12 protein-coding genes are annotated in these 12,442 nt (G+C 51.8%); 10 read left to right on the top strand and 2 right to left on the bottom strand.

Annotation, left to right across the window (positions count from 1 at the left end):
- Nucleotides 1-411: 411 nt before the first annotated feature.
- Entirely contained in the window at nucleotides 412-990 is a 579-nt protein-coding gene (locus L1D47_RS11330) for a plasmid pRiA4b ORF-3 family protein (RefSeq protein WP_239884939.1), read from the bottom strand.
- A 136-nt stretch (nucleotides 991-1,126) separates the two neighbouring features.
- Nucleotides 1,127-1,585 (bottom strand): hypothetical protein, encoded by a 459-nt coding sequence (locus L1D47_RS11325; protein ID WP_239884937.1) that lies wholly within the window; start codon nucleotides 1,583-1,585, stop codon nucleotides 1,127-1,129.
- Nucleotides 1,586-3,113: 1,528 nt separating this feature from the next.
- Between L1D47_RS11325 and L1D47_RS11320 the strand changes: the two genes are divergently transcribed.
- The 10 genes from L1D47_RS11320 (at nucleotide 3,114) to L1D47_RS11275 (ending at nucleotide 12,358) form a co-directional block, all read left to right on the top strand.
- Nucleotides 3,114-4,157, top strand: a complete 1,044-nt coding sequence (locus L1D47_RS11320) for a formimidoylglutamase (protein ID WP_239884935.1) — start codon at nucleotides 3,114-3,116, stop codon at nucleotides 4,155-4,157.
- Nucleotides 4,158-4,357: 200 nt separating this feature from the next.
- Entirely contained in the window at nucleotides 4,358-5,113 is a 756-nt protein-coding gene (ubiE, locus tag L1D47_RS11315) for a bifunctional demethylmenaquinone methyltransferase/2-methoxy-6-polyprenyl-1,4-benzoquinol methylase UbiE (RefSeq protein ID WP_239884933.1), read from the top strand.
- A gap of 223 nt (nucleotides 5,114-5,336) precedes the next feature.
- Nucleotides 5,337-5,960: an SCP2 sterol-binding domain-containing protein gene (locus L1D47_RS11310; RefSeq protein ID WP_239884930.1), complete on the top strand. Its 624-nt coding sequence runs from the start codon at nucleotides 5,337-5,339 to the stop codon at nucleotides 5,958-5,960.
- Nucleotides 5,957-7,606: a ubiquinone biosynthesis regulatory protein kinase UbiB gene (gene ubiB, locus L1D47_RS11305; protein WP_239884928.1), complete on the top strand. Its 1,650-nt coding sequence runs from the start codon at nucleotides 5,957-5,959 to the stop codon at nucleotides 7,604-7,606. Before L1D47_RS11310 ends, ubiB begins: the two co-directional genes overlap by 4 nt.
- Nucleotides 7,607-7,666: 60 nt before the next feature.
- Complete coding sequence (gene tatA, locus L1D47_RS11300; protein WP_041509871.1) at nucleotides 7,667-7,897, top strand: Sec-independent protein translocase subunit TatA; 231 nt, start codon at nucleotides 7,667-7,669, stop codon at nucleotides 7,895-7,897.
- Between the two features lie 6 nt (nucleotides 7,898-7,903).
- Entirely contained in the window at nucleotides 7,904-8,302 is a 399-nt protein-coding gene (gene tatB, locus L1D47_RS11295; RefSeq protein ID WP_041509870.1) for a Sec-independent protein translocase protein TatB, read from the top strand.
- Between the two features lie 3 nt (nucleotides 8,303-8,305).
- On the top strand, nucleotides 8,306-9,061 hold the full coding sequence (gene tatC / locus L1D47_RS11290; RefSeq protein ID WP_041509869.1) for a twin-arginine translocase subunit TatC: 756 nt from the start codon (nucleotides 8,306-8,308) through the stop codon (nucleotides 9,059-9,061).
- Between the two features lie 111 nt (nucleotides 9,062-9,172).
- The gene (locus tag L1D47_RS11285) at nucleotides 9,173-9,694 is read left to right on the top strand and encodes a hypothetical protein (protein ID WP_239884926.1); all 522 of its coding nucleotides are present in this window, start codon (nucleotides 9,173-9,175) and stop codon (nucleotides 9,692-9,694) included.
- Nucleotides 9,694-10,503 carry a TatD family hydrolase gene (locus L1D47_RS11280; RefSeq protein WP_239884924.1) on the top strand — a complete coding sequence of 270 codons (810 nt, stop codon included), beginning with the start codon at nucleotides 9,694-9,696 and terminating at the stop codon, nucleotides 10,501-10,503. The genes L1D47_RS11285 and L1D47_RS11280 overlap by 1 nt, the downstream gene beginning before the upstream one ends.
- The gene (locus L1D47_RS11275) at nucleotides 10,490-12,358 is read left to right on the top strand and encodes a diguanylate cyclase (RefSeq protein WP_239884922.1); all 1,869 of its coding nucleotides are present in this window, start codon (nucleotides 10,490-10,492) and stop codon (nucleotides 12,356-12,358) included. Before L1D47_RS11280 ends, L1D47_RS11275 begins: the two co-directional genes overlap by 14 nt.
- The last annotated feature ends 84 nt before the right edge of the window (nucleotides 12,359-12,442 follow it).

The following is a 12,442-nucleotide window of genomic DNA, read 5'->3' as shown; positions in this document are numbered from 1 at the left end:
CATATAACGCACCTTGAATGGATTCACATACGTTCATCATACTGACTACCTAGCACTTACCCGAATTGTGGTTTTCAGGAGGAACGTCCTCTCACGATTCTTTTCCCACTCAGCCTAACGGCCAAGTTTCGTTACATTGTCCGAGCCGCTGCTTTATTCAGGCTCGTAGGTTCATCTGGTGATACAGATGGTTCACTCGTTAAGCGGTGAACAACGCTTCATACGACCTCAGGTCGCACGGACAGAAATAACTTAGAGTCAAAGCTCTTAAAGTTATGACTCTTATTAGGTAAAGTATGGTATGCAGATATACGGTAACGCCGGCAGCAGCGGCCGGAGGCGTTTGGCGCTTTTTTTGCCGGGGTTGGGCAAAAAAAGTGACAAATGCCGGAGGTCCGTTGCCTGCCCTTGTTATACGCTGGTGAATACTTCTTCCAGTATTTCGTTTGTTTCAACCTGGTCAAATACATCAGGATCGAAATAGTCTCCAGCCCATTCTTTTAACTCTTCGTGTTCAGGATGATTTTCATCAATCCATTTCTCGAGAAAATCAGCATACCCCCATACTCCGCCAACATCTTCTGGAGGGCAGCCTCGCTTTCCCTTGATACAAGATGGTAGAAATTGTTCTTTATCGTAAGGAAAGACTTTTTCTAAAGTAATTTTGTGTTCCCAGCCATCTCCGAAATCATACTCATATATGATTGAATCACCTTCACTTTTTAAGAGATCTTTTACTTTAAAATTGAGCTCGTCTTGTAAATCATCATCCCAATCCATGCCAAACTCTGGGTCTACCATTCCATATCTTGATTTTCCAGATATGAACTGATGTAAATGAGAATTCGTCCAGCCCATTACAATTTGAATTGTATGGTGAAACTCTTCGAGTGTGGAGGAATTTGAAACCAAGAAGCGCCTCCAAATTGGAGGACGAATCCCTTTTAATTGGACTTTCAGTTGATACACTTCTCTTAAATTACTAACCATATTTGTTTACTACTCTATCTAAGCGTATAACGCCCTGTTAATGGGCAAAATATAGTTGGCTAGAATAAGCGACGAAGGAGCAAAAGCCAACTGTATTTTGTTCTTATTAAACAGCTTGTTAGTGCTGGTTGCCATATTATTTTTTGGAGCATTTGAAGGTGATGTAATCAGCATCAATTTCTTCGTACTCTCCGCTGCTGTTTTTGTGCAAGAAATTTGGCTGTGTTGCGGCATTGATACCCCACGAGATTAAACCACCACCTTTGGATTTGGTATTAATCCAGCAACGCTCTTTGTGTGCATTGTATTCAGTAACTGACTCGTAGCATTTTTTCGGATGGAAAAGTTGGCCCTCATCATTTCGTACCGCGTCGACGTTAATAAAACTACAAGATTCGATAATAAACCCCGAGCACTCGTTGGCTTCTATTTTTCCAATTGCACAGTACTCGGCAAGTACGCATGAAGAAGACAATAAGGTCGTAACAGCTAATAAATATTTAATTTTTGGCACCAAACCCTCCTTGAGCACTAACGCCCGCGTTTGCGGCGTGAAACTGTTGGCTAAAATTCGCGAGGAACGAGCGGTAGCCAACAGTTTACCGTCCGCTCAAGACGCACTGGTTAGGTTGGCAGACTTAGCAACACCCATTCGGGAAGCCAGTAGTGGCAAAATTCTGCAAGGATCAGCACGAAGAAGCGCCGCGATGCTTACCTTGCAATTTTGACCTGAAATCGCTCAACCTTGTGCGCCTTATTTTTAGCCAACGATACTCTACCGGCTAGCTAAATTCTATGAGTTGGCAACCGTATCAGCACCAAACTCTGTTGTGGCAACAACTTAAAAACAAAAGCTTTGCGCCACCTAACAGCTTATTCGTGCGCATGCGCGTTTACCTCGTTGGACCAGTGAAAACGCGCACAGTTAACTATCTGTATGCAAAGAACTTATCAGTATTCTGTTAAATATACCATCCGGAAAAACGCGCATGCGCGTTTCCCAAACCTATTATCTAACCTATAGTCTTTATAATGACATGATTTTAAACATATTTATTTATATTGGAATGTGAAAACGCGCACGAAGTTGGGATAAAAATCGTCATGATTTCAATATGACTGTATGTCTGTCCAGCTTTTAAGCATTGCAACATTTGAGTGAAATGGATGAAAATTTCTAGGCGAGAAAGTCTGCTTGTAACTACTCCGCAAACCAGGTGCTAACTCACTTTGGGGCAAAAATAAGCTAGCTAGTTAACTCCTAAAGCGCACCAATTAGGGAAGGTGCGAACAAGTCGTCGCACAGCTCTGGCTTTGATAGCAGCGACAGTTCAAGGCATTCAACTGAGGGCATGCCGAGGCCTGCTGAAGTTGAATAACGCCGAAATGGTGTTGCTATCAAAGCCCCGCAGGGCGAGGCTTACAGCGGTATTTGCTGCGTTACAGTTCTTGCGAAGGACTAGGGCCATTCGCTGCAAACTGTGCCTAGCATCTATCCACTTTAAGCACACGCAGAGCAAGCANCACAGCTCTGGCTTTGATAGCAGCGACAGTTCAAGGCATTCAACTGAGGGCATGCCGAGGCCTGCTGAAGTTGAATAACGCCGAAATGGTGTTGCTATCAAAGCCCCGCAGGGCGAGGCTTACAGCGGTATTTGCTGCGTTACAGTTCTTGCGAAGGACTAGGGCCATTCGCTGCAAACTGTGCCTAGCATCTATCCACTTTAAGCACACGCAGAGCAAGCACGGGACTTATTCGCACCTTCCTTAGGTAAAATCGAAGAGAGAAAATGACCCAGTGTAAACACGATTTTGGCCCTCGGCGGCAGGGAAGCCGCCGTGGAGCGTATAGGGATATATCCACAGCGAGCCAAAATAGTGTTTGCACGATCCCCGCCGGACAGGCGCTAGGTAGCCATGAAGGTACGACCTTTAAACAACCATCCAACACCTATGCCGCCACGGGCTAACATTCTAAACCATCAACAGTTGTTCAAGCTGAATCACCCAAAATCTAATCCAAAGAAACTGAAATTTGTGCAGCCCACAAAAAAATCAAACTTTTCTAAATTTTATCCATTAAAATCACCCCCACCTCTGCATTAACAACTAAAAACACAAGCATGCAAAACCTGATTCCATTTACCACCGAACGTTGCCAGAGCTTTGTCGCCAAGCGCGAAGGCGAGACCAAGATAGGCCAGACTCTGCACTGTTATGAGGGCAAGGCGCCGCTCAACGAGCACCTGGCAAAGGCTAAGGCCGATGGGGTACGCTTCGTCATCTTGGGCATAGGCGAAGATATCGGCCCCAGGGCCAACCTGGGGCGCGGCGGCGCCTTAGACGGATTCGAGGCCGCCATGGCGCAGTTTTGTAACTTCCAGTCGAATCAGTTTCTCGACGGCAGCCACTGCATGGTGTTGGGTCAGATAGCCACCCAAGATCTGCAACTATCAATCGATGCCAGCCCAGAGGCGCTGAGAGACAAGGTCGAACGACTCGATGACAGAGTGATCGACATTGTCAGCCAGATCATGACGGCAGGCCTTGAGCCGATAGTGATCGGCGGCGGACATAACAACGCCTATGGCCTCTTGATGGCCACCAAGAAGGTAACCGGTCGCTCCGTAGCGGCGGTCAACTTAGATCCCCATTCAGACTTTCGCCCCAGAGAGGGCCGTCACAGCGGCAATGGTTTCAGCTATGCTGCGGCCAGTGGTGCCCTGGGCCACTACCATGTGCTGGGGCTGCACGAGCTGAAAAACAGTCAGCAGACCCTGGAACAACTAACGGCCTTCGGTGGCAAGTGGCACACGCTGCAGGCCATCTGGGTGAGGCGAGAAATCAGCCTGGAGCAGGCGCTGAAGACGATAGTCGATGATCTTAACGGTAGCGATCTGCCGGTGGCGCTGGAGCTGGATCTCGACGCCATCATCAATATGCCCAGCAGCGCCTCGACGGCCGCTGGCATCCCCCTGCTCGATGCCCTCTATTATGTTAATCAGGTGGCCAGCAAGACCCCGGTCGCCTACCTGCATCTGGCCGAGGCGGCCCCCAGCTGTCACGTGGCCGATGTCGAGGCAGGACGACGGGAAACGGGCCAGAGTATCAGCGAGCTGATCTACGCCTATATTCAGGGACGACAGGCACAACACCCCCTGGGGTAAGTCATTCGGCGCATTTGGCATATTGCTAATATTATGCTGTAATGCGCTCCACATTTTTAAACTCTGCGCTATCACGCATTTTTCGATTAATTGTGCGCGGATTATTTACATCGATCACAGAGTGATAGACCAATGATTCAGCAAATTGTGTCAATCACTTACACTCGCGGTTAACAGCAGCAATAAATAGGAAGCCAGTAATGTCAGAGGGCAACTCAAACAGTACCCACTTTGGATATAAGACGGTCGAAGCAGAGAAGAAGGCAGATCTGGTTGCCGATGTATTTCACTCGGTCGCCGCCAAGTACGACATCATGAACGATGTTATGTCCTTTGGTATTCACCGTCTCTGGAAGCGTTTTACCATTGAGAGTGCGGGTGCACGTCCGGGCATGAAGGTACTGGATCTCGCCGGTGGTACGGGCGATCTTACCGCTAAATTTTCTCATATCGTGGGCAACACAGGCCAGGTGACCCTAGCCGATATCAACGACTCTATGTTGAAGGTAGGCCGCGAGAAGCTGCGCAACCGTGGTGTGGTGGGTAACGTCAACTATGTGCAGGCAAACGCCGAGGCGCTGCCTTTCCCTGACAACCACTTCGACATCATCACCATCGCCTTCGGCCTGCGTAACGTGACCGACAAAGATGCGGCCATCCGCTCTATGCTGCGTGTGCTTAAGCCGGGCGGCAAGCTGCTGATCCTGGAGTTTTCTAAGCCACAGCATGATCTGATGCGTAAAATTTACGACATCTACAGCTTCAAGGTGCTGCCTAAGATGGGCGATATCATCACCCAGGACGCCGGCAGCTATGAGTATCTGGCCGAATCTATCCGTATGCATCCAGACCAGGAAACCCTGAAACAGATGATGGTCGATGCCGGCTTCGAGCAGGTGGAATACACCAACATGACCGACGGTATCGTCGCCCTACACAAGGGTTACAAGTTCTAATACAGGTGCTTATACCTATACTGATACCGCAAGAGGCCCCGCACATTCGGGGCCTTTTTATTTGCTAGCTCTTCCTTGCCCACACATCCCAAATCCTACTGAATAAATTAGCTTTATCCTTAGCCCTTTTACCGCCAGTTTAGTGTAGAATAGCGACACATTTGCGCCGTCATCATTTGATGACGAGCCCAGCAGCCAACGATTCACAGGTCTTAGGTAACGCATGAAACGTGAAATTGCATTGCTGATCTGTGCGGCCCTCGAAACCGCACTCAAAAAAGTGACTCAGCACTCTCCCGGCGCCTACGCCAAGCTCCACAACCTGCAGGGGCGGGTACTCTGCCTCGAACTCAGCCAACTGGGCTGGCCCATCTATCTACTCTTTGCCAAAGAGATTCAGGTATTCAGCCATTATGATGGCGAGGTAACCACTAAGGTGAATGCCGACCTGACCACCCTTTACCGGCTGACCGAAGGCGCCAACCTCACCGAGCTGATCAAACAGGACAAGCTCACCCTGGAGGGGGATCTCAACCTGCTGCAAAGCTTTAGCCACTTCATGCAGCAGGTGGAGTTTGATTTTGCCGAGCCATTGTCACGCTACATTGGCGACGCACCGACCCATCTGCTGACCCAGGGCGCAAAACAGCTGAAACAACAGCTGAGTCAGGTCATTAGCAAGAGCTGGGATCACATGGGACAACTGACCTCGGAAGAGTATCGCCTGAGCCCACATAAGCTAGAACTGATCCATTTTAGTGATAGAATCGAGCAACTTGAGGCCGATACCGACGCCTTAAGCCAACGGATTGAGCGACTCATAAACAAGGCAAACGGCAACAGATGACAATCAAAAGCATGCGGCGCGCATACCAGGTCGTAAAGACGGTACTTCAATATGGTCTGGACGATCTGATCCCCGCTAAGCTCAAGCCCTGGTATTTCAGGCTGCTACGCTGGAGCTTCTTCTGGCTCACCAATCAACATAAAGACAAGGTAGGCGGCGAGCGCCTCAAGCTGGCGATGCAGGAGCTGGGCCCCGTCTACATCAAGTTTGGTCAGATGTTGTCGACCCGCCGCGATCTGCTGAGCGATGAATGGGCCGAAGAGCTGGCCATGCTGCAAGACAGGGTGCCCCCCTTCGACTCCGCCATCGCCCGCGCCCAGATAGAGGCCGAACTCGGCGCCCCCATAGAGACCTACTTCGACAACTTCGACGACACGCCACTGGCCTCGGCATCGATCTCTCAGGTACATACCGCCACCCTCAAGTCTAACGGCGAAGAGGTGGTGCTCAAGGTGCTCAGACCCAATGTGGAAGAGAAGGTCCATGCCGACCTGCTGCTGATGAGCCAAAGTGCCCAGGTGTTGGAGACCCTGTTAGGCCACGGCAACCGCCTGCGCCCCGCCGAGGTGGTGGAAGACTATCGCACCACCATAGAGGGTGAGCTTAACCTTAAGCTCGAGGCACTCAACGCCATCAAGCTGAGAAACAACTTTATCGACTCGGGCGCCCTCTACATCCCTAAGATGTATGAAGAGTTTTGCTTTACCCGCCTCATCGTCATGGAGCGCATCTATGGTGTGCCCGTGTCAGACAGGGCGGCGCTGGAGGCCCAGGGCACTAATCTGAAGCTACTCGCAGAGCGCGGCGTCGAGCTGTTCTTTACCCAGGTGTTTCGCGATAACTTTTTCCATGCCGACATGCATCCGGGCAACATCTTTGTCAGTACAGAACATCCGGAAGATCCCTTCTACATAGGGCTGGACTGCGGCATCATGGGCACCCTATCGGAGCAGGATAAGCGCTACCTGGCGGAGAACTTCCTCGCCTTCTTCAACCGCGACTATACCCGCATCGCCCAGCTCTATATCGAGTCGGGCTGGGTGGCCGCCGACACCGACTTAGTGGCCTTCGAGCAGGCGATAAAGGTGGTGTGCGAGCCCATGTTTAACAAGCCGCTGGATGAGATCTCCTTCGGCCATGTGTTGCTGGAGCTGTTTCGCACCGCGCGCCGCTTCGACATGGTGGTACAGCCTCAGTTGGTGTTGCTGGAGAAGACCCTGCTCTATATCGAGGGCCTGGGACGTCAGCTCTACCCTCAGCTGGATCTCTGGAAGACCGCCAAGCCTTTCCTCGAAGGCTGGATGGCCGAGCAGATGGGCCCCGTGGGCATGGCGAAGAAGATTAAAAAGCAGTTCCCCTACTGGACAGATAAGCTGCCAGAGCTGCCAGAACTGGTGTATGACAATCTGAAAATGGGCAAAAATTTCGTCAATAGCCAGAATCAACTGCTGGATCGCTACCTAAAGCAGCAACAAAAAGCCCATAAAAGCAACTACCTTTTGATCACATCAGCAGTTTTAGTGATCTGTGGCAGTATTTTGTTTTCTCAAGACGCTACACTATGGGCTTCTTATGCTTGTATCGGCATCGGTGCAACCTTCTGGTTACTCGGATGGCGATCTAGACCAAAGAATCGCAAATTTTAGCTAGCACTAAATAACCAAAGGTTCATAATAGAACCAGTATTACATCAAGAGGAAAGTTACATGGGTGGCATCAGTATTTGGCAACTTCTTATCATTGCTTTAATTGTTGTTTTGCTTTTCGGAACTAAGAAATTGCGCTCTTTAGGTGGTGACCTCGGCGGTGCTGTTAAAGGCTTCAAGAATGCCATGTCTTCTGAAGAAGAGAAGAAGGCAATCGAAGACACAAGCGCAGAAAAAACTGCTCAGACTGAAGAAAAAAAGACTGAGTCCAAGGATAAAGAACAGGCGTAATTCCTTATGTTCGACGGTATCGGCTTTATGGAGCTGCTGTTGATTGGTATTTTGGGGCTGGTTGTACTCGGCCCCGAAAGACTACCGGTCGCAGTGCGCTCAATTACAGGCTGGATTCGTGCCATGAAACGCATGGCTAACTCGGTAAAAGATGAGTTGGAGCAAGAGCTTAAGATTGAGCAGCTACATGCCGATCTCAAGAAGGCAGAAAACCAGGGCCTGAAAAACCTCTCCCCCGAGTTACAGGATTCAATCGATCAATTAAAAGAAGCAGCCCAATCTGTTAATCGTCCCTATAAGGTAGAAGATATTGCCACTGGCAGCGACAATGCCAGCAGCGAGGATAAACCTGCAGCGACCACGACAGCTAAGGCAAGCAATTCAACCGAAAAATCTGACGGGTAGTTCATGTCGCAACAGCAGCCGTTAATCAGCCACTTGCTTGAGTTACGCAACAAGTTGCTCAAGGCCATTGGCAGTGTCCTTCTGGTCTTTATCTGCCTGGTCTACTGGGCAAACGATATCTATCACTACATGGCGACGCCGCTTATGCAGGCGCTACCCGAGTCCAGTAGTATGATTGCGACGGATGTGGCCGCGCCCTTCTTCGCCCCCTTTAAGCTCACGCTGATCCTGGCGTTTTTTATCGCCATTCCCTATGTCTTGTACCAGATCTGGTCGTTTATCGCGCCAGGCCTCTACAAGCATGAGAAGCGTTTGATGCTGCCGCTACTGGCGAGCAGTACCTTACTCTTCTATCTGGGTATCGCCTTCACCTACTACATAGTGTTTCCCGTGGTGTTCGGCTTCTTTACCAGCGTGGCGCCCGAAGGGGTACAGGTGGCGACCGATATCAGTAGCTACCTGAGCTTCGTGCTCAAGCTGTTCTTCGCCTTCGGTCTGGCATTCGAGATCCCGATCGCCGTTATCCTGCTCTGTTGGGCGGGAGTCACCACGGTTGAAGATCTCAGAGCGAAACGTCCCTATATTGTTGTCGGCGCCTTCGTCGTCGGCATGCTGTTAACGCCGCCGGATATCATCTCGCAAACCATGTTGGCCGTCCCTATGCTGATATTGTTTGAGGGGGGATTGATTGCCGCGCGTTTCTACAGTAAAAAGGACTCTGACGAAGACGAGCTCTCCGAGCAAGACAGCCCAGAGTAATAACGCAGAATCTTGCTTCAAGCTATCCGGTAACGGATAGCTTGTTGTTATTTTTTACCCCGTCACCTGCCTGTCTCGCCGCGAGCCCTCCATAATAAAAAGGAACTCTCTATGCGCTTAAGTTTTGCGGCACCAACCAGCTGGATAGCACTCTCCACTCTACTCTTCTCACTCAATGCCTCTGCCGGTATCGAGCAGCAACTCAGCCAATGTGCGGCCAAACAGGACAAGCTAGACAGGCTGATCTGCTACGACAAGCTGGCGGCCAAGGTCGGCAACAAGGCGCAAAGCAGCAAACATGTCGCCCCCGTCTCTAAGCCTGCACCGACACCACAGGCGGCCGCCGTGGTAGCCAGCACACCCGCTTCGGCTGAAGCCAGTTTCGGTAAGGCTCAAAAAGTTGAGAGAGTCGAGCTGGATAAGGTCAATCTAACGGTAGCTTCAGTACAGAAAAACCCACACGGCGCGCTGACGATTACCTTCAACAACGGCCAGGTCTGGAAACAGAGCGATACTCGCCGTTATCGACTCAAAGCTGGCGATAAGGTCTACATCGAAAAGGCCGCCCTAGGCTCTTTCCTCTTAGGTAAAGATGACACTAACGCCACCATCAGGGTTAAACGCATCGACTAATGCCCAGCTACATAGACATAGCTGTCAACCTGGTTGGCAGCCCGTTAGAACAAGAGTGTGATTCGCTAATCAGTGATGCGGCGGCCCAAGGGGTATCGCCGCTCATTGTTATTGGCTCCAGCCTAGATGAGAGTCAGCAGGCGATCGATTGCGCCGCCTGTTATCCAAACGCCCTCTACACCACGGCGGGAGTGCATCCGCACCACGCCAGCGAGTGGAATGCCAGCAGCAGCGATCGGCTCACCCAACTGGCGAAGCAGACCGGCGTCGTGGCCGTCGGCGAGTGTGGCCTGGACTATAACCGAGACTTCTCACCCAGGCCGAAACAGCGTGAGGCCTTCGAGGCGCAGCTAGCCCTAGCTGTCGAACTCGAGATGCCCGTACTGATGCATGAGCGCGATGCCCACGAGGACTTTGCCGCCATACTGCAGAGCTATCGCCCACAGCTAAAGGGCGCCCTGCTGCACTGCTTTACCGGCAATCGCGCTAGCCTGGAGCGCTATATCGAGCTGGATCTTCACCTTGGGATCACGGGCTGGGTGTGTGATGAGCGCCGTGGCCAGGAACTGGCCGAACTGGTGGCCGATATTCCAAGTCATCGCATCATGATAGAGACCGACAGCCCCTATCTGCTGCCCCGCAGCATGCGTCCCAAGCCAAAATCGAGCAAGAACAAACCTCAGTACCTGCCCTACATCGCTAGGGTCATCGCCGAGCTCAGGGGCGAGTCTGAGGCGGCCTTTGCCCGTCAGGCCTATCACAACAGCTGCGCCTTCTTTGGGCTAGAAGCGAACTATGAACCCATTTAGGTTGTTGCTTCTGCTGATCACCCTGATTCTTCCCGGCTTAAGCCAGGGCGAGCCGCTGCTGGCAGTCAACAGAGACCAATCGATCCAGCTCGCCTCCTGGCTCTATTATATTCAGGATGACAACCTCACGACGCTGGAGCAGCTGAGTAACCAGAGCAGTCGTCGCTGGCAGCGGCTGACTCCTGAGTTTAATCAGCATCTTGGGGTCAAACCGTTCTGGGTCAAGTTCAGCCTCTATAACGCGACCCAGAGCCAGATGCGACGCTATCTTAAGCTGGGTAACCCGCACCTGGATAAGATAGACCTATATCACCTGCAGACGGGTCAACCCAGGGTGCACCTTGAGATGGGTGACAGCCTGCCCTTTCGTCAGCGCCCCATCATCAACAATGACTTTCTCTACCGTTTCGAGCTGACGCCGGAGCGGGTGCACACCTTCTACATAAGGATAGAGAGTAAGGGCAGTGCCAACCTGCCTATCTCGCTGCTGTCACCTGACCATATCGTCAAGGCCACTGAGACTCAGTCCCTCTACCAGGGATTCCAGCTGGGCGCCCTGATGGCGATTGGCCTGTTTAGCCTGTTTATCGCACTCACCTCGCGCTCCTACAGTTACAGCTACTATTCCGGCTATGTGCTGTCAGCCACACTGCTGGTCGCCAGCCTGCATGGCCTCTCCTTCAGGTATCTCTGGCCCAACTGGCCGGTGTTGCAGGCGATCATGGTGCCGATACTTATCCCTATCGCCCTCACCTTCGTGCTGATGTTTTCCGAGAAGGTGTTGCAGCTCAAGTACCATAACCTCAAGATGCTGAGAGTATGCCGCTACGGCGCCGCCACCGGCTTGTTGCTCACGCTAATCACGCCGTTTTTAAGTTACTCGGTGGCGCTCAAGGTCAATATCATCGCCGTGTTGATCACCACCAGCATACTGATGCTCATCGCCCTGCTGCTGAGCCTGCGAGGCCATAAGCTGGCCAGACTCTACACCCTGGCCTGGTCTGGGATGCTGATAGGCTCGTTCGTCACCGCCATGATGTACCTGGGGGTTATCTACCTGCCCATCATGCATCAGACGCCTATCATGGTCGGCCTGAGTTTCGAAATCGTCTTCATGGCGGCCGTGCTGGCGATCCGCTATAACGATGAGCGCAAGGCCAAACTCAAGATCCAGCAGGAGGCCCTGCTACAGGCCCAGCGGATACGCCAGGCCCGCGAAGAGGCCCTCAAGGCCGAGGCCGACACCAACGAACGCCTGGAACAGATGGTGCAGGAGCGCACCTTAGAGCTCGAGATCGCACTTCGAGAATTAAATGAGGCCAACCAGAAACTTACCGAGCAAAACACGGTCGATAGTCTCACAGGCGTGAAAAATCGCGCCGCCTTCGAGAAACGCCTGCAGGCCGAGGGCCGCCTGAGTCGCCGCCAGCAGACACCGCTGGCGATCCTGATGATAGATATCGACCACTTTAAGGCGATCAACGATACCTATGGCCACCTGGCAGGGGATCAGACGCTCAAGAGCATCGCCCAGGCGTTAAAGGCAAAGTTAAGGCGCCCAAGTGATCTGGTGTCACGTTTCGGTGGCGAAGAGTTTGCTATGATACTGCCCAATACCTCCTCAGACGGGGCTCAGCAGGTGGCAGAGCTGATGCGCAGCACTGTCAGTCAGTTACCCTTGGCATGGGGAGAGCAGGCTATTCCGCTCACCATCAGTATCGGGATCTGCGCCGAAGTGATCGTCGATGATCAGCACACTCAGCTGCTGGTCGACCAGGCAGACAAGGCACTCTATCGTGCCAAGCATGAGGGCCGAAATCGCGTTTGCGTCTATTCGCCCGAACTCGAAGAATAAAATTAACCGACTTAGCGGCTATGCGCCATCTAGCCATGTGCAGTGAAGCGTGCAGCCCAATAAAGCAAGCAACCCTAAATTAGG

The organism is Shewanella sp. Isolate7, from assembly GCF_022398425.1.
GTDB lineage: Bacteria > Pseudomonadota > Gammaproteobacteria > Enterobacterales > Shewanellaceae > Shewanella.
This window is presented reverse-complemented; position numbering and strand designations above follow the sequence as displayed.